Origin of the sequence: Dinghuibacter sp., assembly GCF_035492835.1 — a bacterium.
In the GTDB taxonomy this organism is placed as follows: Bacteria; Bacteroidota; Bacteroidia; order Chitinophagales; family Chitinophagaceae; genus Dinghuibacter.
The window spans coordinates 18269-42475 of record NZ_DATJIY010000110.1 but is presented as its reverse complement, the minus strand read 5'-3'; the positions used below and the strand labels follow the sequence as shown (position 1 = coordinate 42475).

16 protein-coding genes are annotated in these 24207 nt (G+C 59.3%); 7 read left to right on the top strand and 9 right to left on the bottom strand.

The features are described from left to right. The 5 genes from VL547_RS10560 to VL547_RS10540 form a co-directional block, all read right to left on the bottom strand. A partial coding sequence (locus VL547_RS10560) for an alpha-2-macroglobulin family protein (RefSeq protein ID WP_325577630.1) occupies positions 1-5735 on the bottom strand: 5735 nt, incomplete at its 3' end. Positions 5736-5877: 142 nt separating this feature from the next. After that, positions 5878-6759: a succinate--CoA ligase subunit alpha gene (gene sucD, locus VL547_RS10555; protein ID WP_325577629.1), complete on the bottom strand. Its 882-nt coding sequence runs from the start codon at positions 6757-6759 to the stop codon at positions 5878-5880. A gap of 46 nt (positions 6760-6805) precedes the next feature. After that, positions 6806-7585, bottom strand: a complete 780-nt coding sequence (locus VL547_RS10550) for an ABC transporter ATP-binding protein (RefSeq protein WP_325577628.1) — start codon at positions 7583-7585, stop codon at positions 6806-6808. Positions 7586-7594: 9 nt separating this feature from the next. Beyond that, positions 7595-8335, bottom strand: coding sequence for an ABC transporter permease (locus VL547_RS10545; RefSeq protein WP_325577627.1), 741 nt, complete (start codon positions 8333-8335; stop codon positions 7595-7597). A gap of 19 nt (positions 8336-8354) precedes the next feature. Next, positions 8355-10706, bottom strand: coding sequence for an NADP-dependent malic enzyme (locus tag VL547_RS10540; RefSeq protein ID WP_325577626.1), 2352 nt, complete (start codon positions 10704-10706; stop codon positions 8355-8357). Positions 10707-10834: 128 nt separating this feature from the next. Between VL547_RS10540 and VL547_RS10535 the strand changes: the two genes are divergently transcribed. Genes VL547_RS10535 through VL547_RS10510 form a run of 6 tightly spaced genes read left to right on the top strand, consistent with a single transcriptional unit; the run spans position 10835 to position 15247 of the window. Then, entirely contained in the window at positions 10835-11668 is an 834-nt protein-coding gene (locus VL547_RS10535; RefSeq protein WP_325577625.1) for an ABC transporter ATP-binding protein, read from the top strand. A 12-nt stretch (positions 11669-11680) separates the two neighbouring features. Further along, positions 11681-12460 carry a hypothetical protein gene (locus VL547_RS10530; protein WP_325577624.1) on the top strand — a complete coding sequence of 260 codons (780 nt, stop codon included), beginning with the start codon at positions 11681-11683 and terminating at the stop codon, positions 12458-12460. A gap of 10 nt (positions 12461-12470) precedes the next feature. Continuing rightward, a complete protein-coding gene (locus VL547_RS10525) occupies positions 12471-12845 on the top strand; it encodes a GntR family transcriptional regulator (RefSeq protein ID WP_325577623.1) in 375 nt (124 codons plus the stop codon). 2 nt (positions 12846-12847) lie between these two features. Beyond that, positions 12848-13507, top strand: a complete 660-nt coding sequence (locus tag VL547_RS10520) for a hypothetical protein (RefSeq protein WP_325577622.1) — start codon at positions 12848-12850, stop codon at positions 13505-13507. Beyond that, positions 13497-14474 (top strand): ABC transporter ATP-binding protein, encoded by a 978-nt coding sequence (locus VL547_RS10515; RefSeq protein ID WP_325577621.1) that lies wholly within the window; start codon positions 13497-13499, stop codon positions 14472-14474. The genes VL547_RS10520 and VL547_RS10515 overlap by 11 nt, the downstream gene beginning before the upstream one ends. Next, positions 14471-15247, top strand: a complete 777-nt coding sequence (locus tag VL547_RS10510) for an ABC transporter permease (RefSeq protein ID WP_325577620.1) — start codon at positions 14471-14473, stop codon at positions 15245-15247. Before VL547_RS10515 ends, VL547_RS10510 begins: the two co-directional genes overlap by 4 nt. Before the next feature lie 28 nt (positions 15248-15275). On the opposite strand, the gene VL547_RS10505 is transcribed toward VL547_RS10510, so the two are convergent. From VL547_RS10505 to secA, 4 genes are read right to left on the bottom strand one after another with little or no spacing between them, the layout of a single operon-like run. Then, entirely contained in the window at positions 15276-16457 is a 1182-nt protein-coding gene (locus VL547_RS10505; protein ID WP_325577619.1) for a M20 family metallopeptidase, read from the bottom strand. 8 nt (positions 16458-16465) lie between these two features. After that, the gene (locus VL547_RS10500) at positions 16466-16921 is read right to left on the bottom strand and encodes an SPOR domain-containing protein (protein ID WP_325577618.1); all 456 of its coding nucleotides are present in this window, start codon (positions 16919-16921) and stop codon (positions 16466-16468) included. 2 nt (positions 16922-16923) lie between these two features. Further along, on the bottom strand, positions 16924-17574 hold the full coding sequence (deoC, locus tag VL547_RS10495; RefSeq protein ID WP_325577617.1) for a deoxyribose-phosphate aldolase: 651 nt from the start codon (positions 17572-17574) through the stop codon (positions 16924-16926). Further along, complete coding sequence (gene secA / locus VL547_RS10490) at positions 17567-20911, bottom strand: preprotein translocase subunit SecA (protein WP_325577616.1); 3345 nt, start codon at positions 20909-20911, stop codon at positions 17567-17569. Before secA ends, deoC begins: the two co-directional genes overlap by 8 nt. Before the next feature lie 226 nt (positions 20912-21137). Between secA and VL547_RS10485 the strand changes: the two genes are divergently transcribed. Then, on the top strand, positions 21138-24083 hold the full coding sequence (locus VL547_RS10485; protein WP_325577615.1) for a TonB-dependent receptor: 2946 nt from the start codon (positions 21138-21140) through the stop codon (positions 24081-24083). The last annotated feature ends 124 nt before the right edge of the window (positions 24084-24207 follow it).

The window sequence follows — 24207 nt, the reverse complement described above, 5'->3', positions numbered from 1 at the left end:
GCGTAGAAGCTTTGGAGCGTCGCGATGCCGCCGGCGAAGGCGCCTGCCATGTTGACGTATTGGTCGTATTCCAGGACGAAGGTTCCGCGAGGGAGGTGGTCCAGGTAGAAGCTGGTGCTGAGGTCGGCGGGGCTGAAGTAGTAGCCGAGGCCGCCTTGCCAATGGTAGCCGCTGAGGGTCTCGACGGGTTCTAGACAGGCGGGGCGAAGGTCCTTAAGGTGGACGAAGTCCAGGGAGCGGTCGCTTCTTAGGACGAGGCGGATACGGACGCGGTCGCCGGTGTGGAGGGTGTCGCCGTCGTGGAGGGGGCGAAGGAGGTTGCCGGTGGGGGGGACCACAAAGAGTTGTTTTTGGACGGCGAGGGTGGTTTGGGCGGCGGTGACGGTGTCGAGGGTTTCGAAGTGTTGATAGTAGACGGCGGCCCAGGAGCGGTGGGTGGTGTTGCCGGTGCGGTGGAGGGTGATCGCGCCGAGGGCAGGCCGGGGATTTTCCCATTGCATTTTGACGTAGGGGGCGGAGGCCTGCGGGGTGACGGTGACGTCGCCGAGCCGCGCGGTCAGGGTGGGCGGGGCGTTTAGCCAGTCGCGGCCGCCCAGGAGTAAGGCATAGCAGGCGTCGGCGGTGGCGGAGCTGGTGGACCAGCCGTGGGTTTGCTTTTGGCCAAGGAGCCAGGTGCGGAGCTGGTCGGTGAAGACCATGTCTTTCTTTATTTCAGCAAACGCGGACAGGAGCATGGCTTGGGTTTCGATGGGGGCCTGGTACCAATACCAGCCTTCGTCCATCTTCCAGTAGCGGCCGAGGTCGGGTGTATAGAGGGAACGTTGGGCGAGGGATTGGAGGATGAGGCCGGCGGTGGCGGTGTCGCCGTCGCGGTGACAGGCGATCGCGATCATGCCTTGTTCCAGGAGGCTGGCGGTTGTCCACCGGTTCCTGGCCTGGATGAAATAATAGTCGATGGCGGCCTTGGTGCGCGCGTCGGTAGCGGCGTCCGGAAAGAAGCTACGGGTATAGAGGTATTGTATGTCTTCGTCCGAGTAAATGGATTTGGCGTAATCCTCCCGGATTTGATCGTCCAACCAGGCGAGCGCGTCCCGGATGGTTTTGTCCAGCGTTTTGCGGTCGCCGGCGGGGAGCATGCCGAGGGAGGAAAGGCGCCCCAGGTGGGTAAGGATGTATTGGGTGACATAGCGGTTGTCGCCACCGCCCGTGAACCAGGGGAAGGCGCCGGACGGCTGCTGGAGATTGACCAGGGAATGGAGGTCGTCCCAACGGTCGTGGGCAAGGCGGTCGGGGTCCAGGAAATTGGACAGGCGCCGGAGGGCGGCGTTTTCGCCGGCGGCGTCGAGGACCCAGGGGGTCTCCTGGAGCAGGGCGGTTTTTAATTCAGGGTTCCTGTCGAGGGGGGAACGGCCGGTGTCGGACAAGGCTGCGCGGGCCGACGGCAGGGCGTCCAATATACCGGCGCCGAGGGCCTTGGTGTAATACCGGTCGAGGACGAACTGGGGACAGGCGTCCGAGGCGCCTTCGATATAAGGGAGGGCGCGCAGGACATACCACGCGGGGCTCGCGCTGTATTCCAGTGTCAGCCGGTAGGGCGTGCCGGGGGCTGCTTGTAGCAAGGGCTGGACGTCAACCTGGCGGGGCGCGTCTCCGTCGAGGTTCAGGGGATAGGTGTCGGTGACGAGGATGCGGCGGTTGAGGATGGGGATGGGCCCCTGCTCGCCGTCGCTGAAGGCGCCCGCCTTTGCGGTCAGCCGGTAGACGAGGGGATGGGTGAAGCCCATGGGGATAGTCACGCGGAACCGGACCGCGGTGGCGGCGCCCGGCGCCAGGCTCAACGGCTGTGACGGGGTCCGGGAGATGTTGCTCACGGTCTTCATGGTCAACGCGTCGAGGATTTCCAGGCGAACCGCGCCCCGGAGTGTCGAGCTATCCATGTTGACGACCTTGGCGCTCAGCCAGGCATCGTCTCCTTCGCGGAGGAAGCGGGTGATATTGGGTTGGAGCATCAGGGTCTTTTGCGTGACGAGGTCCTGGTGATTCACCCCGAAGGCCAGGCTGCGCGTGTGCGCCAGCGTCTGTAGCGTCCAACGTGTAAGGGCGTCGGGCATGGTGAAGGAATAGGATACATTGCCCGCGCTGTCGGTGCGGAGGTCGGGATAGAAGAAAGCGGTCTCGGCGAAGTTCTGGCGAATCGACACGAGCGGTGCGGGTTGGGGCGCCGGAGGGCGGCTGAAGTAGCCAATGGTTTCGACGGTGTCATCGGGGACCCGGACCGTCGGCAAATAGCGATCGTTGTCCGACGTGGCTGCGCCGCGTATCATTATCCTGGGCGAGCCATATGCGGTGATGTTTCCCGGGATGGAGGCCTTGTCCAGGATTTCGTCGTATTCGACGGGCTCGTGGTTGGGCGCGGCTTTAAAGCCGACCTGGAGGGGGCGGCCATAACTATCGTCGAAGCCATAGGTCGACCACCGGATCGGGCGGGTATACTGTTGGTTGATCGCCGGGATGCGCCAAGCGTCTTTGACGAACTGGTCGAGAGAGGCGTCATACATCGACGCCAGTACTTCGGCGTCGGCGGCTTCGTGACCCGGGCCGTGGATGGATAGCGTCATCCGTTCGGCGCTCCCGGGTTCCAAGTGGTCGCGAAAAGTGGCATAATGGAGGTTCAGGCGGCCGGCCCCTTCCCGGGCGGCAATGGTATACGACTTTGTAAAGACGCGGTTGTCCCGGACAAAAGCGATGCCTACGGTCGCGCCGTCCGCGCTGACCCCGGCGGGGGGCGTGGGCAACATGGTAACGGTATCGGTTAACCGTAAAAACCGGATGCGGGAGCGCCCGGCCTGGTTGATGTGCTCGATGACGTACCGGGGGCCCGCGGACGATCCGGCGTACAAGGTGCTGTCGGCGTCGAGTTGCCAATCGTATGCCGGATAGGGGAGCGACCCGCCGGAGGGATTGAATACCTCCAGGTAGGTTTTGGCGCTGACGGGAAAACCCTTGTCGTCGGTGGCCGTGGCTTCGACGCGGTAGACGCCGGAGGGCAGTCGGAGCCCATGGAGCGACACACCCGGGTGCGTCCAGGCGGTCACGGTGTCCCTGAGGACGCGCGCCTCAACGGGCCACTGGTCGCGGTCCGGTACCGGACCATAGGCATGGTGGGGGAAAAGAATATGAAAGGTGTCCTCCGGTATGGTGAACACGTCGGGCGTTTCCCAGCTGATGGGGCGGGGGAGCTGCGCCGGCGGCGCGGTAAGCCGCGAAAGGGTGATCGTAATCAGGCTTTTCACCGGCGCCCCGGCCGGGTTTACGGCTATGATGTTCAGCGAACGGAGGCTGTCGGAAACGACGCTGCCGGTCGCGGGTAGCTGCCAGGTCAGCAGCACGGCGGCATGGCCGGCGTTGACCGTGTACTCGGCGGCGTGCGTTTCGCCGTTGATGTCGGTGACGGTCGCGTACACCTGGAAGACGTAGACGTCCGTCTCCAGGTGGGCATCGACCGGCGGCCGCAGGGCAAAACGGATGCCGAACGAACCATCCGCTCCGGTCCGGGCGCTGTCCTGGAGGATGATTTCGGCAGGGCTCGCCAAGGGCACGAAGCGCAATGGGCGGGGTTGGGTGCGGGTCACGGTATAGACGACGCGGGCACCGCCCACGGGGTTGCCGGCATAGGCGGCCGCGCGGCCATGGAGGTTCAACGAGTCACCCAGCCGGTAGTCGCCCGACGGCCGGTCGATCACGACTTCATATCGGGCCCGCTTGTATTCTTCCACCGAGATGCTTTTCCTGTCATTCGTCCCTCCGCCGCTGATGGTCATGGTGGACAGCGGCGCCTGGGATGGTATGGTGAACCGGCCGTGTACCGACCCGAATTCGTTGGGTTGAAGCGACACCGAATCGATGACCTGGATACCGCTTTTGAGCGTAAAAGTCAATTTCCGGTGCGGCTGATAGGGGATGTCCGTCCCCTGCTCCGTATCGCGGATGACGCCAATGGCCTTGAAGTAAACGGTTTGCCCCGGACGATAGATGGCCCTGTCGGTGAAGTAGGAAAAACGGGGCACGATGGGGGTGCCACCGTTGCGAACAAAGGCCAAGGGCGGCATGTCGGACAGGGATAGGCTGTCGCCGTCGTGGTATACCGCTATGTCGCGGTTGCGCATATCGATGGCGCCCTTCCCGCGGTCGAAGGCAAAACGCCCGTCCTTGTCCGCGGTATAGTCCTCTTTTTGATCGGATACCTTACTGGTGACGTGTATGCGGGCATCCGCCAGGGGGGCGCCGGTCTGCCGGTCGAGGACGAAGATGACGTCCGCTCCGGTGGACACCCAGGCGATGGAGGAGACCTGGAAGGGGACGGCTACCATGGGGAGGGTATCCGCTCCGAAATGGCCGTTGATCGCCACCAGCAGAATATAGGGGCCGGCAGGCAACGCATCGATCTTTATTTCGGTCACGTGCCGCTGCAGATCGCCCGGATCGGGGATGGATTGGTTCCATGCGCGCAAAGCGCGGGCGACGGTAAGGGCGTTGGGCTGACCCTCCCTGAGGGCCTGGGCCAGGTCCGGCGTCGAACGCAGGATACGCAAGGACAGGTTGGAGGAATTCTTGAAAGAGACCGACGCCAGGAAAGGCTTGCCGGGCGGGATTACGTGCTCCGCGTTGACCTGGAGCTGGGGTTCATGGAGGGCAGCCAGGTTCACCCGGGCGTTCCCGGCGGCCTGGCTGTGGGGGTATCGCCGGACGACGTCTTCGAGCAGGTCGGAGGCCTGTTTAAGCCGCCACCGGACCGTGGTATCGTATGGATATCTCCAACCGGCTTCCTGCCAATAGACGGCCAGCTTCCAGGTGGCCATGGCGCCCGCTTCCTGGTCCTTGTACCGCTCCGAAAGCCCGGTCAGCGTCTGGCCATACGGTTCCTGAAAGAAGGGGCTGCGACTGCGGAGGTAGTCGAGCCGGCTGAGGTCCGCGTCGACAAAGGCGTCTGGCCGCGCGTCCCGGGCGTGCAGGCGGAGCAGGATCTGGTAGAGGCGGACGCCTTTCCAGAAGGGTCCCGCTTCGGGGAAGGTATGCGTCACGAAGACGCCGGCCGGAGACAGCAATAGCGTGTCGGTCGTTTCACCGGGTTGTATGGCATAGTACTGGAGGGCGCGGTGGGCCAGCAGGTCGAAAAGGGTGGGTCGCAGCGCCCGGCTGTTCCCGGGTTGGAGGATCGGCTCGAAGTCGGAAACGCTGGTGGAGGCCAGGAGCCCGGTATCCCGGAGCGAAGCCGTAAACAAGCTGTCTACCTTATGATTGAAGTCCTGGGCGGTCCAGGTCGCCAGGTCCGGACCGGGACCGCCGGCGACGGGGGTTCGCCGGTAAATCAGGTAGTAATGATGGGACAAATAATTGGCATATGCCTGGGCCTGGATATTCAGGAGCACCGACCGGGCCGGCTCCGGGAACGAATCGGTTGCGCCTTCCCATAGCCGGATCGCCGCGCTGTCCGCATTTTCCTCCAGGGGACGGTCGACGCTGACGGTATACAGCAAGGCCCGTATGGCCTGAGGCGTGTTGTTTTCGCGCCTGGCGCGGGCGTAGACCGACCGGACGATGTCCAGGGCGGTCCGGGGTTGGGATAGCCGGTCGAGCGAGTCTACGGTTTCCCAGGCCCGTTGGTAGGTTTGGGCGCATAGGGTGGTGGAGCAGAACAACAGCAATAGGCTAGCGAGTGTTTTCCGGCGGGGCATAGAACCAGATTTAGTGTCAAGATAGACACTAGGGTGCAAAAACCGGATGGATTACACAAATGGGTGGGCAAAAAAATGCCGCCGGCGAAGCCGGCGGCGAGTATCGGTGGGCACAGCGGCGCGGTTGGCGCGCCGGGGGGCGTTATTTTTTCTTGTTTTTGATGACGTCGGCCATGGTCTTGCCGATATCCGCGGGGCTGGCTACTACGTGGATGCCGCAGTCGGCCATGATTTTCATCTTGGCGGCGGCGGTGTCGTCGGCTCCGCCGACGATGGCGCCGGCGTGGCCCATACGGCGGCCGGGAGGGGCGGTTTGACCGGCGATGAACCCGACTACGGGTTTGGTGCCGTTTTCTTTGATCCAACGCGCGGCCTCGGCTTCCATGCCGCCGCCGATTTCGCCGATCATGACGATGCCTTCGGTTTCGGGGTCCTTCATCAGCAGCTCGACGGCCTCTTTGGTGGTGGTCCCGATGATGGGGTCACCCCCGATGCCGATCGCGGTGGTATGGCCCAGACCGGCTTTAACGAGCTGGTCGGCGGCCTCGTAGGTCAGGGTACCCGATTTTGAAACGATACCGATGGTGCCCTTTTTGAAGATAAAGCCGGGCATGATCCCCACTTTACATTCCCCCGCGGTGATGACGCCGGGACAGTTGGGACCGATCAGGCGGGCGGGCTTACCCTCGAGGTAGTGCCGGGCCTTGACCATGTCCTGGACGGGGATGCCTTCGGTGATACAGATGATCAACCCGATCCCCGCTTCCGCGGCTTCCATGATGGCGTCGGCGGCAAAGGCCGGGGGTACGAAAATGATGCTGACGTCCGCGCCGGTCGCTTTTACGGCGTCGTCCACGGTGTTGAATACCGGGCGATCCAGGTGCTGGGTTCCGCCCTTGCCGGGGGTAACGCCGCCGACTACCTGCGTGCCGTATTCGATCATCTGGCTGGCGTGGAAGGTGCCTTCCGTGCCGGTAAATCCTTGTACGATAATCTTGCTGTGCTTATTGACCAGGACGCTCATGAGAAGGGAATTAGGTGGTTAAAGCCCCGCAAAAATAGGGGAAAAATCATTTCTCGCCTTTTTCTATCTCGATCATACGCATCTGCTTGGCATCCTGTAGGAATTCAGAGGCGAAAATGAAGTCATTCAGTAATTTATTCTTGCTGTAGATGATCTCGCGGTTGGTTCCCTCCCATTGCTTCTCACCCTGATACATATAAAGGATATGGTCGCCGATTTCCATGACGGAGTTCATATCGTGGGTATTGACGACTGTCGTGATCTTGTATTCCTTGGTGATTTCGTGGATGAGGTGGTCGATCAGGAGGCTGGTCTGGGGATCGAGGCCCGAATTGGGTTCATCGCAGAACAGGAACTTGGGTTGCAGGACGATGGCCCGGGCGATACCCACGCGTTTTTTCATGCCACCGCTAATCTCCGCGGGGAATTTCTTGTTGGCGTCCTTGAGGTTCACCCGCTCGAGGGTTTCGTTGACCTTCTTCAGCTTTTGCTTGTAGCTCCAGTCGGTGAACATGTCCAAGGGGAACATGACGTTCTGCTGGACGGTCTGGCTGTCGAAAAGCGCGGACCCCTGGAACAGCATGCCGATCTGCTGGCGGAGTTGTTTGCGCTCGTGCTCGTCCATCTCGGTAAAATTCCGTCCATCATAGATGATGCTGCCGGAGTCGGGCTCGAAAAGACCGACCAGGCATTTCATGAGCACGGTCTTACCGCTCCCGCTGGTTCCGATGATCAGGTTGCACTGGCCGCTCTTGAATGTCGCGGAGACGCCCTTGATGACTGTTTTATCGCCGAAGCCTTTTGTGAGGTCCTTTATTTCGATCATGGTGGTGTTTTATTGGAGCAGCAGCGAAGATACGAGGTAGTCCATGCACAGCAGGGCGATACAGCTGACCACCACGGCGCGGGTACTCGCCTTGCCGATCTCCAGCGCGCCGCCCTCGACAAAATAACCGAAGTACGAGGGGATGGTGGAGATCACGAAGGCGAAGGCGTATGCCTTCATCACGGCCACGAATACGTTATATTGTTTGAAGTTCTGCAGCAACCCCTTGTCATAGTCCGTGTGGGAGATGATGCCCGCGAGCGTCCCCGCGATCCGGCCGCCGACGATACCGACGACGGCGGCGATGATCACCAGCATGGGGATGGTCACCATGGCGGCAGCTATCTTTGGGAAGATCAGGTAGGAACGGGTGTTGATGCCCATGATCTCGAGGGCGTCGATTTGCTCGGATACCCGCATATTCCCCAGCTCACTGGCGATCTTGGACCCCACGACGCCCGCCAGCACGATACAGATCAGCGTGGGGGCGAACTCGAGGATAACGGTGTCGCGTACGATCTGGGCGATGGTCGCCTGGGGGATGATGGGGCTGACCAGCTGGTAGGCGGTCTGGACCGTGGATACGGCGCCCATGAAAAACGAAATGATGGCCACGATACCCAGGGAGCCGATCCCTATGTCGTTGCACTGACGCATGAATTCCTTCCAGTACATGCGGGCGTTCTCGGGTTTGGAGAACATGCTTTTGAGCATCAAGAGGTAACGGCCGAAGTGCGCGAAAAATCCCATCTGGTGTCGTCGTTTAGGTTTATACGTCGTGTGCTACTTTCTGAAACTTTTTCCACCACTTGGAGCGGTTCACCTCCTCCTGTACGTTGCAATCCCTGCACTTCAATTGCGCGTCGATGACCGAGATGATCACCATGTTGACGATCGATTGAACGGAGCTGCCCAGCTGAAGGACGTGGACGGGTTTGTTCATCCCCAGGAGGATGGGCCCGATGGCCTCGGCGCCGCCGATCTCCTGCAGGAGGTTGTAGGCGATGTTGCCGGCGGAGAGGTTGGGGAAGATCAGGGTATTGATTTCCCCTACGTCGATCAGCTCGCAGAAGGGGTAGTTGTCCTTCAGGATTTCCTTGTTGAATGCCAGGATACCCTGCATCTCGCCGTCGCAGATCAGGTTCGGGTCCTTACGCTTGACGATGGCCCTGGCTTCGCGGACGAGGTTGGCCTCGGGGGAATTGCTCGAGCCGAAGTTGGAGTAGGACAGCATGGCGATCCGGGGGCGCATGTTGAAGGTGCGCACTTCCTTGGCAACCATGAGGGTTATGTCGGCCAGCTCTTCCGCCGTGGGGTTGAAGTTGACCGTGGCGTCCGCGAGAAAAAGCGGCCCGCGTTTGGTGAGCAGGATATACATGCCCGCGATCTTCTTGACACCGGCTTCTGTGCCGATCGTCTGGAGGGCGGGGCGGATGGTTTCGGGGTAGTTTTTGGTCAACCCGCTGATGACGGCGTCGGCCTCTCCGGATTCCAGCATCATACAGCCGAAGTGGATACGGTCTTTCATGCTTTTGAAGGCCTCGTACCGGTTGATCCCCTTGCGCTGGCGTTTGGCGAAAAAGAGCTCCCCGTATTGCTTGCGTTTTTCGGCCATTTCATCGCTGCGGGGGTCGATGACCGGCATGTTGTCTATATCTATGTTGCCGGCTTCGGCGATGCGGCGTATCTTTTTTTCCTCGCCGAGCAGGATCGGATAGGCGATGCCCTCATCCATGACCTGCTGGGCGGCTTTGAGGATGCGGATGTTGTCGGCTTCGGCGAAAACGACGCGCTTGGGTTCCTTGCGCGCCTTGTTGCCGAGGATGCGCAACAGGTGGTTGTCCAGCCCCAGCCGTTTATTCAGCGACAGGCGATAGGCGTCCCAGTTGGTGATGGGGGAGTGGGCGATCCCGCTCTCGATGGCGGCCTTGGCGACCGCCGGGGCCACCGTGGAGAGCAGGCGGGGGTCCAGGGGCTTGGGTATGATATAGGCAGGGCCAAAAACGAGGTTGCGCTCGTTATAGGCCAGGTTGACGATGTCGGGGACGGGGCTTTTGGCCAGCTCCGCCAGGGCGCGGACAGCGGCCAGCTTCATCGCCTCGTTGATCGTGGTGGCGCGAACGTCGAGGGCGCCCCGGAAGATATATGGGAACCCCAGGACGTTGTTGACCTGGTTGGGATAGTCGCTACGGCCGGTCGCCATGATGACGTCCTTGCGGGCCTCGACGGCGAGCTCGTAAGCGATCTCCGGGTCCGGGTTGGCCATGGCGAAGACGATCGGGTTTTTGGCCATGCTTTTCACCATGTCCTGGGTGACGGCGCCGCCTACGCTCAGCCCTATAAAGACGTCCGCATCCTTCATGGCGTCGGTGAGGGTGAGGGTCGCGTTTTTTACGGAAAATTTCCGGCGGATGTCGTCAATGTCGGGTCTGCCCTCGTGGAGGACGCCGTCCTTGTCGAACATCGTGAAGTTCTCGTATTTGGCGCCCAGGGAAACGTATAGCTGGACACAAGCCATGGCCGCGGCGCCCGCGCCGTTGACGACAAAATGGACCCGCTCGATCTTTTTCTTCTGTAGCTCCAGGGCGTTGAGCAGGGCGGCGCCGCTGATGATGGCGGTGCCGTGCTGGTCGTCGTGCATAACGGGGATCCGCATCTCTTCCCTCAGGCGGCGTTCGATCTCGAAACACTCCGGGGCCTTGATGTCCTCCAGGTTGATCCCCCCGAAGGTGGGCTCCAGCGCCTTGACGATCTGGACGAATTTCTCGGGGTCGCGTTCGTTTATTTCGATGTCGAAGACGTCGATGTCGGCAAAAATCTTGAACAGTACGCCCTTTCCTTCCATCACCGGTTTGGAGGCCTCGGGGCCGATATTTCCCAGGCCCAGGACGGCCGTACCGTTGCTGATCACCGCCACCAGGTTGCCCTTGGCGGTGTATTTGTAGACGTTTTCGACGTTATTGTGGATTTCCTTGCAGGGTTCCGCCACGCCGGGGGAGTAGGCTAAGGAGAGCTCCCGCTGGGTCTTGGTGCCCTTGGTGGGCACTACCTCTATCTTTCCAGGCCGTCCCTTGGCGTGGTATTCCAACGCCTGCTGACGCCTGAGCTCGTTGTTCTGCATATTGTTAGTGCAAAGTACAAAATTAGGGCCTAGGATTTGGAAATGTCGCGAAGTGCATTATCTTTGTAGTGTACTAGTACGATAGTACACTATGCAACCGCGACAGCGGGGTTCTTAAAACACTTGATATGATAGACATTCAAAACCTGCAATTCGGCTACCGGAAGGGAAAGATCTTCAACGGGCTGAGCCTGCACCTCCAGGCAGGACATATATATGGTCTGCTGGGGAAGAACGGCACCGGCAAATCGACGCTGCTCAGGAACATCGCTGGGTTACTGTTTCCGGATGAGGGTTCCATCCGGGTCATGGGCAAGGATCCGTCCAAAAGACAGCCGGAATTCCTCCACCGGATCTTCCTCGTGCCGGAAGAATTTTATGTGCCTCCCGTAACGCCCGCGAAGTATATGGAGGTGCACGCGCCGTTCTACCCGGCTTTCAACCGGGAATATTACACGCGTCTGCTGCTCGAGTTCGAGATACCCCTGGACCGCACGCTGCAGCAAATGAGCTATGGACAGAAGAAAAAGGTACTGATCAGTTTTGCACTGGCCTCCGGGACTTCCGTGGTATTGATGGACGAGCCGACCAATGGGCTGGACATCATTTCCAAAAGCCAGTTCCGCAAGGTCCTCGCGGGGACCGCGGATGAAAGCAAATGTATCGTCATCAGCACCCACCAGGTCAAGGACCTGGAGAACCTTATCGACCGGGTAACCATCATCGACGAAGGCAGGATACTCTTCGACCAGACCCTCGACGCGATCCAGACCCGGCTGTTGTTCAAGATTTCCTTTGACAGCGAGGAGACCCGCACTGCCCTGTACAGCGAAAGCTCGCTCCGGGGTAAAGCCCTGGTCATGGCCAATACCCACGGAGAAGAGGGGAAGGTGGATCTGGAGTTGTTGTATAAAGCAATCATCATGAACCGTCCGGCGGTGCTCAGCGCTTTCCCGGCATAAATTTTTTTGACTATGCAATTTAGCTTTTATAGACTGGGCCTTTTGATCCGCAGACAGTGGGCGGAGCGCTCGAGGTTGTATATACTTATGATGGCGGCCATAGCGGGTCTGCTTGCCGTGGCGTTCTTTCTCTGGGGACTGACCAACCAGGACAAGCTTTGGATGGAAACAGCCAATATTTTCCTGTTTGTGGGGCTCTTCCTGGGTGGGACCATCATGGCCGCAATGACGTTCTCCGACCTGTCCCAGCGGACCACCGGCATCTATTACCTGAGCGTGCCGGCGACACACGGGGAGAAACTGGTGTGCGGCGTCCTTTACTCCCAGGTATTTTTTACCGCGGCCTATCTGCTGATCTTTTATATACTCCGGACCGCGGCTTTTGCGATCATTCGCCTCTATCCCCATATGTCGCTGGAACATATGCCCGACGGCCAGGGGATGTATGAGGTATACCAGTACCTGGTTATCGTCTTTGTCGCGGTGCAGACGTTATACCTGCTGGGTTCGGTGTATTTCGAGCGCTTCGCCTTTGTCAAGACGACCGTGTCAGCGGTGTTGGTTATCGTCGGTTTTGTGCTGTTTGCGGTGTATGTCATCCACCCGATCACCGGTGATTTGCACCCGACCGGCCAGGTGGGGGTTTTCCGTATCGAGTCGGAAAACGGGTCTGAATACACCTATACGCTGCCGCAGTGGATATCCCGGTTTATCTGGTTCATGGTTAAATATATGTGGGCGCCGGTCTTTTGGACCGCGGCATATTTCAGGTTGAAGGAAAAGGAACTTTAAAGACAGTCGTATGGAATTCAATTCTTCACAATCGATATACCTGCAGATCGCGGACTATGTGTGCGAGCGCATCCTGCTCAAGGAGTGGAAGGCGGAGGACAAGGTGCCCTCCGTAAGGGAACTGGCCGTACAGCTGGAGGTCAATCCCAACACGGTGATGCGGACGTACGACTGGCTGCAGCAGTCGGGCATCATCTTTAACCAACGCGGCATCGGCTTCTTCGTTTCTTCGGATGGTCCCCAGCATGCGCTGGCGGCCAAAAAGAAGGAGTTTATGGAAAAGGACCTACCGGTGTTCTTCCGGAATCTTTACCTGCTGGGTATGAAGTGGGAGGACCTTAGGGAGCCGTACCAGCAATTCAAACAACAATTTTCATCTAAATAATTATGAAAAAAAGTAACCTCATTCTGTTGTGCCTGATCCTGGCCGTGCTCGGCACCGTCCTGGCTTCGGCCGTCACCCTGCGGGTAAAGATGGACCGCCATTCCTATGTGGAAATGGTGCCGCCGAACAATACTTTTACGGATGTGCCGCTGGGTGCGTTCTCGGTGGTCGCGATAGACGGGCTGGATGTCGCCACGATCTCGCCGTCGCCCTCGAATGTCATCCATTTGCCCGTTCGCAAGACGGAAAGACCCGTATACCGCCTGAGCCTGGATACGCTCTATATTTCCGCGCCGCCGGACGGCCGGGGTACCGTAACGCTCAACGCGCCCCGGATCAGGAGCGTGCTGTTTCGCGGGCTTACGAACGGCAGCGTCCTGGGATTTAACGGGGATTCGTTGTCGGTCTATGCGCTCAATACCACCAATGTGCTCGTGGCGGGCACTACGCTGGGTCGCCTGCGGGTGCAGGCGGATACGTGCGCCAACGTCAACCTCAGGGACGTGGACTGCAAGGAATTCTTTCCGGCACTGACGGCCGTCGAGCTATCGGTGGACAGCAGCACCGTGCGGAACATCCGTGGAAGGTGGGATGGCACGTCTTCGTTGAGATTGGATGGGTATAGCCTCAATCACGTCGAAAAAATCGATCATGAACAATAGTATCGCGCAGACGCCGCGTGTTGCCGCCGGCGCCAAAAATATAGCCATGGAAAAGTACATACTGGAAACAAAAGGGCTGAGCCACCACTTTGGCAAACAGTCCATCCTTACCCGGCTCGACCTGCGGGTGCCCCCGGGAAGCATCTTCGGCTTCCTGGGGCCCAACGGGGCGGGGAAAACGACGACCCTCCGGCTGATCCTGGGGCTGCTGCGCCGGCAAGAGGGATCGGTATTCTTTTCGGGGAAAGAATTGTCGGGGCACCGCGTCGAGGTGCTGGGCAAGGTCGGCACCCTGATCGAGCAGCCGTCGCTCTATGCCCACCTCAGCGGGCGGGAGAACCTGAACATCTACCGGCACATCTACCGAGCCACCGCTTCACGGGTCGAAGAGGTCCTGTCGCTCGTGGGACTATCGGGCGATGCCGCCCGGAAAAAGGCGGGGCGCTATTCACTGGGGATGAAACAGCGGCTGGCCATCGCCATCGCCCTGCTGCCCCGACCCGAGCTGCTCATACTGGACGAGCCCACCAACGGCCTGGACCCCGGTGGGATCGTGGAAATGCGGGAGCTCCTCCAAAAGCTCAACCGGGAGCACGGGGTCACCGTCCTGGTGTCGAGCCACCTGTTGAGCGAAGTCGAAAAACTGGTGACCCACGTGGGGATCATCAACCAGGGGCGCCTGGTCTTCCAGGGCACGCTCTCCGGTCTGCAAACCCTCAAGGCAACGGGCCAGGGCGGTTGGATGATCGAGACCGACGACGCCCGCCTGGGCCTGGGAATACTCGCCCCGCACTTCAACGCCCGGGTATCCGGTGAAAAGGCCCTCTTGCTGAACATCGGTTCCCGCGAAGAGGCGGCGGCGGCCAACCGGTTGCTGGTGCAAGCCGGGCTACCCGTATACCAGCTTTACCAACAGCAGGACAACCTCGAAACCCTATTTATGGACCTAACACACGCAGCGGTATGAGTACCTTTTTTATCAGTCTACGGACGGAGTTCATGAAGATCCGGCGTTCCGCCGCCCTTTGGCTGGTGGTCATAGGCAGCGCCTTCCTGCCGGCGATATTCTTCCTCATGTATACCACCAAACCCGACGTTTTTGTGAAGCGCCTGGGCAAGGACCCCTGGATGGGACACATCGCTCAGGGGTTCGAGGCGTCCTGTTTTTTCCTTTGGCCGATGCTCATCATCGTCGTAGCCAGCATGGTCACCCAGATCGAGTACCGCAACAATACCTGGAAACAGGTCCTCGCCGCTCCGCTCCGCATAGGCGACGTCTATTTCGCCAAATACCTGGTGATCCAGTGCCTGGTGCTCTGCGCATACGTATTGTTCGACGTCGAGCTGGTTTTGTTTGCCCTGCTGGCGGAGGTATTCCACCCGGACTATCAGTTTGCGCATTCTTCTCTGCCCATCCATTCGATTTTGCAGATGGACGCCAAGTCTTACATCTCTATCCTCGGTATGACGACCATCCAGTATTGCATATCGCTGCGCTTCAAGAATTTTATCGGATCGATCGGGGTTGGTCTCGCGCTGATTATTGCCGGGCTGATTATGATCCCGTGGGATAAGGTAGTATACTTCCCGTACGCTTATTCTGCTTTGTCGTTTATTCGGAATAGCGCAACCGCCACCGAGTTCAAAGTGTTGAAGCACGAGTACTGGTCCCTCGGGTACTTTGCGGCGTTCCTGACGCTGGGCTACCTGGACTTCTTCTACCGACGCGAACGGGGTTAGGGTGCGCTTCGCACGTCAGGCCGGGAAACTAGACCGTGGCAGTAGCGCCGAGGAACGCCATGGCGCCGATGCCGATCGGAATCGCGCGCTCGTCGATGTTAAAGGTCGGGGTATGGACGCCGGAAGTGAGCCCGAGGGCTTCGTTACGGGTGCCCAGGCGGAAGAAGCACCCCGGTATCTGGTGCGTGTAATACGCAAAGTCCTCGGACGCCATCCGGAGCTCGGTAACCTCGACGTTGGAGGAGCCGAGATAGTCTGCCGCGAGAGAGCGGTTCCGCTTGGTGAAGGCCTCCTGGTTGTAGAGCACGGGATACCCCACGTCGATGTGGAGGTCGAGCTCCGCGCCCATGCTTTGGACGAGGCCGGTGGCTTCGCGGCGGATCAGCTCGTGGGCATTGAAGCGCCATTCTTCGTCCATCGCCCGGAAGGTGCCCATGAGCTTCACCTCCGAAGGGATGACGTTGGTGGTATGGCCGCCGTTGATCGAACAGATGGACAACACGGAAGGGGAAAACGGGTTCCGGTTGCGGCTGATGATCTGTTGGAGGGCGACGACCAGGTGGGAGGCGACCAGGATGGTATCGGTTGTCAGATGCGGGGTGGCGGCGTGACCGCCCTTTCCGCGGATGGTGATGTAGATCTCGTCGGCGCTGGCCATGACCATGCCGGGGCGGAAACTGAGGTGACCGGTTTCCAGGGAAGGGTGGACGTGGAGCGCGATGATACCCTGGGGGCGGGGGTTGTCGAGCGCGCCGTCCTTGATCATAAGGCTGGCGCCCCCGGGGTTTTTTTCCTCGCCTGGCTGGAAGATGAGCTTGACGGTACCTTCCCATTTGTCGCGGGTCTCCTGCAATATCCTGGCGGCGCCCAGCAGACAGGTTGTGTGTACGTCGTGCCCACAGGCGTGCATGACGCCGGTATTGGTCGACACATAGGGAACTTCGTTGGCTTCCGTGATGGGGAGGGCGTCCATGTCGCCCCTCAGCGCCATGATACGGCTGGATGGGTTTTTGCCCTCGACCAGACCGACGACGCCGGTGCCCGCCATGACGGTATAGGGGATGTCCCAGGACTCCAGTTTTTCGCGCACGAAGGCGGAAGTCTGGTGCTCCTGGTAGCTGAGCTCCGGGTGGGCGTGCAAATGATGGCGGATGGCAATGAATTCATCCGTATATCTTTCGGCTAGTTGTTGGATCGTCTCGCGTAGCATAATTCAGATTACATGGGTCCGCTGTCGCCGGCTTCTTTCAGCCACTCGGGTTTGGGCTCGATGGGGGAAGGGATGACAAAGCTCCCGGGGAATTGCCTGGTTATTTGATCCAGCTGGGCGTCGGCGTCCGCCCTTTCGCGGAAGTTACCCCAGCGTACCTTGAAGTTGGGCTCCTGGTACAGGAGGTAGACTTTTTCTGAGGGGAAGAGCTGGAGCAGCTTGGTCTTGGCGCCGATGGCGGCGGCCCGGTCCTGGGTATTGAGCACCTGGATGCGGAAGCCGTGGGAGTATTTCCGGGTCAGGTTGATGCGTTCGTTGTACTCCGCCTGCTTCCTCACCAGCAGGTCGAAACGGCTGTCGCGGTATACGAGGATGTTGCCTCCGCTGGTGGTATCGATGGTTTGCGCGGCGGCGGGTAACGCCGACAGCGCCCATAACATCAGTGCAAGTCCTGGTTTTAGCATAGTTAGGAATTGACAATGGCAACACCGGAACTGGTTCCGATACGGTCGGCTCCGGCATCGATCATGGCCTCGGCCTGGGCGAAGTTACGGATTCCCCCCGAGGCCTTGATACGCACGGATGAAGGTAGGTGTTTTCGCATGATTTCCACCGCTTCCACGGTTGCGCCTTGCTCCGCGTAGCCCGTGGACGTCTTGAGGTAGTCGATACCCGCCGCCCCGTAGAGCTCGCAACAGCGGATCAACTCTTCTTTCGACAGGACGCCGCTCTCGACGATCACCTTTAGGACCTTTTGCTTTCCGTGGACGAGGGGCAGCACGGTCCCGATTTCGCTGGCCAGGTAGGCCCAGTCGTTGTTTTTCAACGCCGTCAGGTTGATGACCATGTCGAGCTCGTCCGCACCGTCCACTATGGCCAGCAGCGTTTCGGAGACCTTGGCTTCGATAGCGGAGTATCCGAAGGGGAAGCCAATGACGGTGGCGGTCTTGACGGACGAGCCTTCCAGCAGGCTCCGTGTCCGCCGGACGAAGGGGGGAGGGATGCAGACCGCGGCAAAGCCGAATTGTCTGGCCTCGGCACAAAGCCGATCCACGTCCGCGATGAGCGTGGTCGGCTTTAGTATGGTGTGATCGATGTAGGGCGCGAGGTTACGCATCCTTTCCGTGGCAGTTCTTGAACTTTTTACCGCTGCCGCAGGGACAAGGGTCGTTGCGGCCGACCTTCGGACCCACCTTGACCGGTTCCTGCTTGGGCGCGGGGCCGGAAGCCGACGGATCGTAATACTCCGGTTCGGGAGAGTCGCCCCCGGGGCCGGAAACGGTGGTCACGAGCTCGTCCTTACGCTGGCGCAATTTGCTCAGGTCCACCTTGGGCGGCTCCTTGATCTGGTTGATCCGGGGCTGATAGGGATGGTGCTCGGTGACGATGCTGGAGTGACAGAGGAAGGACACGATGTTCTTGTTGAGCTCGGTGTCCATCTGTTTGAAGAGGCTGAAGGCCTCGACCTTATAGATGACGAGCGGGTCCTTTTGCTCATAGACCGCGCTCTGCACGCTTTGCTTGAGGTCGTCCATGGAACGGAGGTGCTCCTTCCAGGAATCGTCGATCATGTTGAGGGTGATCGTACGCTCCAGGGCGTTGAGCAGCTCCTTGCCGCCGGTATCGAGGTTCTTTTGTAACGAGGTGTGCACCTGTATGCCCTTCTTGCCGTCGCTGAACGGGACGTATACATTCAGGATGTGCGCGCCCTGCTTGTTGCGGATGTTCTGGAAGACGGGCACGGCGTGCTTGGCCATGTCCGCGTTTTTGGAGAAGTACGCCAGGCGGGCTTCTTCGTACAGCGCCTCGGCGAGCTTGGCGTGGTCCAGGCGGTTGAAGGTCTCCTGGTCGATCTGCGTATCGATGGCGAAGTCCATGATCGCGCCCAATTTAAAGCCTTCGTAGTCCTGGTTTTCCTTAAAGGAGTTGACGAGACCTTCGGCGACGCTGTAGAAGGCGTTGTCCAGGTCGAGGGCGAGCCGCTCCCCGAACAGGGCGTGGTTACGCCGTGCGTAGATGACACCACGCTGCTTGTTCATCACGTCGTCGTACTCCAGCAGGCGCTTACGGATGCCGAAGTTGTTCTCTTCGACCTTCTTTTGCGCACGCTCGATGGACTTCGTAATCATGCTGTGCTGGATGACTTCGCCTTCCTTGTAACCCAGCTTGTCCATGATCCCCGCAATGCGGTCGGACCCGAACATACGCATCAGGTCGTCTTCCAGGGAGACGAAGAACTGGGAAGACCCGGGGTCCCCCTGACGGCCGGAACGGCCGCGGAGCTGACGGTCGACGCGCCGGCTTTCGTGGCGCTCGGTCCCGAGGATCGCCAGGCCCCCCGCGTCTTTTACGCCGGGTCCCAGCTTGATGTCCGTACCACGGCCGGCCATGTTGGTGGCGATGGTGACGTTCCCCGCCAGACCGGCCTCGGCAACGACCTGGGCTTCCCGGGAGTGCTGTTTTGCGTTGAGGACGTTGTGGGCGATATTTCCCTGGCGGAGCATACGGCTCAGCAATTCGGACACCTCGACGGAGGTGGTACCGACGAGTACCGGACGGCCGGCTTCGCGCATCTTAGTGATTTCTTCGATGACGGCCTTGTATTTCTCCCGCCTCGTCTTGTAAACGAGGTCCTCGGCGTCCCCGCGGATAACCTTGACGTTGGTGGGTATGGAGACCACGTCCAGCTTGTAGATGTCCCAAAGCTCGGAAGCTTCGGTCTCGGCCGTACCGGTCATCCCGGCCAGCTTGTGGTACATCCTGAAATAATTCTGGAGCGTGATGGTGGCGTAGGTTTGCGTTGCGGCCTCGATCTTGACGTTTTCCTTGGCTTCGATGGCCTGGTGGAGACCGTCGGAATACCGCCGGCCTTCCATGATACGGCCGGTCTGCTCGTCGACGATCTTGACCTGGCCGTCGATGACGACGTACTCGTCGTCCTTTTCAAAAAGGGTGTATGCCTTCAGGAGCTGCTGTACCGTATGGATGCGGTCCGCCTTGGCGGCGTAGTCGTTGAGCATCTGCTCCTTTTTGGCCAGTTGCTCCTCGGGGCTCAGACCGGATTTGGTGATTTCCGCCAGGGACGAACCGATATCGGGCAATATGAAGAATTCGGGGTCTTCCCCGCTTTGGGTGATCATGTGGATACCCTTGTCGGTGAGGTCTACGCTGTTGTTCTTTTCGTCGATGCTGAAGTAGAGCTCCTCGTCGACCTTGGGCATTTCCTTGGACTGGTCGGCCAGGTAGTAGTTCTCGGATTTTTGAAGCCTGACCTTGATCCCGGGCTCGCTGAGGTACTTGACCAGGGCGCCGTGTTTCGGCAACCCGCGGAAGGCGCGCATCAGGGCCAGACCGCCGGATTTAGGGTCGTCGTCTCCCTCGGCCAGCTTCTTCTTGGCTTCGTTCAGGAACTGGTTGACCACGCGGCGCTGGGCTTCCACCAGACGGTCCACGCGGGGTTTGAGGATGTGATATTCCTGCTCGTCCCCCTTGGGTACGGGGCCCGCGATGATCAACGGCGTACGGGCGTCATCGATCAGGACGGAGTCGACTTCGTCCACCATGGCGAAGTGGTGCTTGCGTTGCACCATTTCGTCGGGGGACTGGACCATGTTGTCCCGGAGATAGTCGAAACCGAACTCGTTGTTGGTGCCATAGACGATATCGGCCAGGTAGGCCTTGCGGCGCTCCGGCGTATGGGGCGTGTGCTTGTCGATGCAATCCACGGTGAGTCCCAGGAATTCGAACAGGGGGCCGTTCCATTCGCTGTCGCGGCGGGCCAGGTAGTCATTGACCGTGACGATGTGTACGCCTTCTCCCGCCAGCGCGTTGAGATAGGCGGGTAGGGTCGAGACCAGGGTTTTACCTTCCCCGGTGGCCATTTCGGCGATCTTACCGGAGTGCAGCACCATCCCGCCGATCAGCTGGACGTCGTAGTGGACCATGTTCCAAACGATGGGGCTGCCGGCGGCGTTCCAACCGTTGTTCCAGATAATCCGGTCGCCATCCAGCCGGATGTAGTCTTTTTTGACGCTGAGCTCCCGGTCCAATTCCGTCGCGGTGGCTTCCAGCGGGTTGCCGGAAGCGAGCCGGCGCGCCGTTTCCTTGACCACGGCAAAGGCCTCTGGGAGGATTTCCTTGAGCGCTTCCTCGATCAACTTGTCGCGCTCTTTGCGGAGCTCGTCTACTTCCCCGTACAGGGCGTCTTTTCCGTGTATATCTTCCGCAGGCAGCTCCTCGGCCTGTTGGTTGAGGGCCTGGATGCGGGAGTCGGTCCCGGCCAGGTGGGCCTTGATGCGGTCTTTGAACTCTACGGTCTTATGACGGAGGGCATCGTTAGAGAGGGATTGGTACTCGGAAAAAAATTGGTTGGTCTTATCCACCAGGGGTAGGAGCTCCTTCCGGTCCCGATCGCTTTTATTACCTCCAAATAAATTTGCTATGAAGCCTAACATATTCCGGTTTATGTGATTGAGTTAATCTTCAAATATGGTGCTCGAACTGGACCAGCAGCCATAATGACAGGAGGACAAAGGTAAACAATTTGCCCGGATGCTCACCGAAGGAGCGCCTTTACTCACCCCTGCAGGAAAACGGTTGGCCCGTTCATCAATCTGGCCAGTAGGGGCGCGGGGTTTGCGCTATTTTTGACGACACAATTCGTAATGGTAAAGAACTGATATGCACAAAATTTTACTTCTGATATTACTGGCTTTTTGCCTTTGCACGGCGGGCGTTGCGCAGACCAACCCGGTGAATCCGGCCAATGCGCCGATGGCGGGTGGGCCGATACACGGGATCGTCAAGGACTCTACCTCTAATAGACCCCTGGAGAAAGCCTCCGTATTTTATGTCGAGGCTGGAAAAACCGACACGACCCGGACGCTCACGGACGCCCAAGGCAATTTTTCCTTCGATAAAGCTCCTTCCGGAGAATTTATATTGATTATCAGCTTCATAGGTCATCAGTCCAAGGGGGTACAGTACCCCGCAAACATGGCCGGCGACGTCGGCGTCATCGAAATGTCGCCTAAAATCAAAGAACTCGAAGGGATCGTCATCCAGGCGCCCCCGATCAAGGTGATGCAGGACACGGTCGAATACCGGGCGAACGCCTATCCCGTTCGGAAAGACGCGGTAGCGGAGGACCTCCTCAAAAAGCTCCCGGGCGTGGAGGTGGACGCCCAGGGAAATGTCACGGCCCATGGACAAACGGTCACCAAGATCCGGGTGAACGGTAAAGACTTCTTTGGCGGCGACCCTAAGATGGCGACTAAGAACATCCCCGCCGACGCCATCGACAAGATCCAGGTCATCGACGACCAGAGCGACCAGGCCAAGTTCTCCGGCTTCGACGACGGCGACAGGACCAAGATCATCAACATCACGATCCGGAAGGACCGTAACCAGGGATACTTCGGGAGCGGGACCGCGGGCGTGGGCCTGGAAAGTAAGTCCAACTCGACCCTCGGCAACCAAAACGCCGGCAGCCAGCAGGTCGGTACGCCGTACGAGGCGTATCTGCGCGGATTCCGGTTCAACAATGCCGAGCAGATCGCAGTCCTGGCCAACGCCAATAACGTAAACGTCTCCAACTTCACCCAGGGCGGCGCCAGCTTCCAGGGGGGCGGTGGCCGCGGCGGCGGCGGTGGCGGCGGCGGAACCACCTCGCCCTCGGCGAACCTGACGCAGAGCAACTCGGGCGCGACAGGGTATAACGATGCCAAAACGGCCGGTTTCCACTACGCCAACGACATCACGCCGCACTTTACGATCTTCGGTAGCTACCAGTTCACGCAGACCAACTCGACGTCGGAGACGAATACGTTTACCCAGCAGCCCGGCTCCCAGACACAGCCCTACAGCTACGCGCAAACACACAGCGTAACGGACCAGATCAAGCACAGCGTTATGCTGAACATCGGCTGGGGTATTACCCCGCACGACTCCCTTTTGTTCCGGGGCCAGTTCAACTACACCTCTAACAAACAGGACAACAACAGCAATACCGCCTACGAGAACGCCGAAAAGGATACGACGTACCAGGTTGGCCAGCACTACCAGGGTAAAAACAGCTCACCCGCCACCAACGCCACCCTGTTGTGGATGCACCGGTTCAACAAGGTGGGCCGGACGCTCTCCGTTACCCTCACGGACAATCCCAGTCCTTCGACGGAAACGGACAGCAACTATTCCGTACAGTCGGAAAATGGAATTTCCCCTATACTGGATACGATCCACCAGGTCTCTTTTTTCAAGACGAACAACTACAGCTATAGCGGGAGGGCGTCCTATACGGAACCGCTCGGGCTCAAGTCCGGCCTGGAGTTGAGCTACGCCTACTCCAGCAGCGAGAACGTCAGCAGCAAGAACGTCTACGCCCTCGACCCCAAGCTGGCCGAGACCTTCGTGGACAGCCTCAGCAACAACATCGACAACACCCTGATCACGAACAAGGTCGGTCTGACATTCCGGCACAAGGAACGGAAGTTCAATTACCAGGTCGGGGCTTCGCTCCAGCCGACCTTGCTGGATACCAAGACGGTCTTCGACGATACCCTGCGTCACTACGTGCAGCGGGAAATGGTATTCGTTCCCATCGGCAGCCTGGCCTACCAGTTCAGCCAGACCAAGCGGCTCCGGATATTCTATACCGGTACCTCTCAACAACCCACCCCCACGCAGCTGGAACCGGTGCCCGACTACACCAACCCGCTCCGGGTCAACCTGGGTAATCCGGACCTGAAGCCCGAGTTCGACAACCACTTCATCGTTAACTACAACAACTTTTCCAACCTGACCGGGCGGTCGTTCTTCTTCAACCTCAACACCAACATCGTCTCCCATAACATAGCGACCAATACGATACAGGATACCGGGAAGGTCATTTATTACAAGCCCGTCAATGCGAACGGATACTACACCGCGTCGGGCAACGTCAATTTCTCCCAACCCTTCCACAACCGGATGTTCGTCCTGACGGTGGGCGCCAAGACGGGTTACACCCATGATCCGGAGTATTTCAATGATACCGTGAACCTGGGGCAGACCTGGACGCCGACGGGTACGATCCGTTTCGAATGGGACAAAGGGAGCTGGATGGAGGTGATCGCGGGCGTCGCCTATTCACTCAACTCCAGCACGTATTCGCTGGCGAATTCGGCCACCGCGGCCAGCGCCACGGGGCTGGGCAATTCCCAGACGTCCAACTGGCAGTTCGCGCAGAGCGCCCGGTTCGACTTCCTGAAGATCCTGTCCTTCAGGTACGACTTCATCTATACGCTCAACCAGGGTTACTCCAGCCAGATCGGGAACAAGCCGGTCACGCTGATCAATGCGGTCCTGGAAAGCCGTTTCTTCAGCGATAAGCTCATCGCCGGTCTGCAGGTCAACGACCTGCTCAACGACAACAAGAACTTTTCCCAGTCGTCTAACAACGGAACGATCGTACAGTCGCAAAGCAACATCCTCCAACGGTTCTTTATGTTCACCCTGACCTATAAGTTCGCAAAGTTCAAGGGCGCCCAGGCAACCGGCGGCCAGATGATGATGGGACGTGGGATGCGCGGTGACGGTGGCGGCGGAGGCGGCGGTGGTCGCCGTGGCGGAGGCGGTGGGAATTTCTAGTCCGCGTCCGCGGTACCCGTGAGTCGAATAATCGTTTTTTGTTTTCATAAAATAGATAGTAGTGAGATGGCCCGACCTTTCTAGGTTGGGCCAATTTATTTTTGGAACTTAATCGGAAGTCCTT

What these genes read in the sequence shown, in the direction of transcription:
- secA (WP_325577616.1), bottom strand. Translation starts at nt 20,911, where the DNA reads ATGTTAGGCTTCATAGCAAATTTATTTGGAGGTAATAAAAGCGATCGG.
- VL547_RS10525 (WP_325577623.1), top strand. Translation starts at nt 12,471, where the DNA reads ATGGAATTCAATTCTTCACAATCGATATACCTGCAGATCGCGGACTAT.
- VL547_RS10500 (WP_325577618.1), bottom strand. Translation starts at nt 16,921, where the DNA reads ATGCTAAAACCAGGACTTGCACTGATGTTATGGGCGCTGTCGGCGTTA.
- VL547_RS10505 (WP_325577619.1), bottom strand. Translation starts at nt 16,457, where the DNA reads ATGCTACGCGAGACGATCCAACAACTAGCCGAAAGATATACGGATGAA.
- VL547_RS10545 (WP_325577627.1), bottom strand. Translation starts at nt 8,335, where the DNA reads ATGGGATTTTTCGCGCACTTCGGCCGTTACCTCTTGATGCTCAAAAGC.
- sucD (WP_325577629.1), bottom strand. Translation starts at nt 6,759, where the DNA reads ATGAGCGTCCTGGTCAATAAGCACAGCAAGATTATCGTACAAGGATTT.
- VL547_RS10535 (WP_325577625.1), top strand. Translation starts at nt 10,835, where the DNA reads ATGATAGACATTCAAAACCTGCAATTCGGCTACCGGAAGGGAAAGATC.
- VL547_RS10485 (WP_325577615.1), top strand. Translation starts at nt 21,138, where the DNA reads ATGCACAAAATTTTACTTCTGATATTACTGGCTTTTTGCCTTTGCACG.
- VL547_RS10550 (WP_325577628.1), bottom strand. Translation starts at nt 7,585, where the DNA reads ATGATCGAAATAAAGGACCTCACAAAAGGCTTCGGCGATAAAACAGTC.
- VL547_RS10515 (WP_325577621.1), top strand. Translation starts at nt 13,497, where the DNA reads ATGAACAATAGTATCGCGCAGACGCCGCGTGTTGCCGCCGGCGCCAAA.
- VL547_RS10530 (WP_325577624.1), top strand. Translation starts at nt 11,681, where the DNA reads ATGCAATTTAGCTTTTATAGACTGGGCCTTTTGATCCGCAGACAGTGG.
- VL547_RS10510 (WP_325577620.1), top strand. Translation starts at nt 14,471, where the DNA reads ATGAGTACCTTTTTTATCAGTCTACGGACGGAGTTCATGAAGATCCGG.
- VL547_RS10540 (WP_325577626.1), bottom strand. Translation starts at nt 10,706, where the DNA reads ATGCAGAACAACGAGCTCAGGCGTCAGCAGGCGTTGGAATACCACGCC.
- deoC (WP_325577617.1), bottom strand. Translation starts at nt 17,574, where the DNA reads ATGCGTAACCTCGCGCCCTACATCGATCACACCATACTAAAGCCGACC.
- VL547_RS10520 (WP_325577622.1), top strand. Translation starts at nt 12,848, where the DNA reads ATGAAAAAAAGTAACCTCATTCTGTTGTGCCTGATCCTGGCCGTGCTC.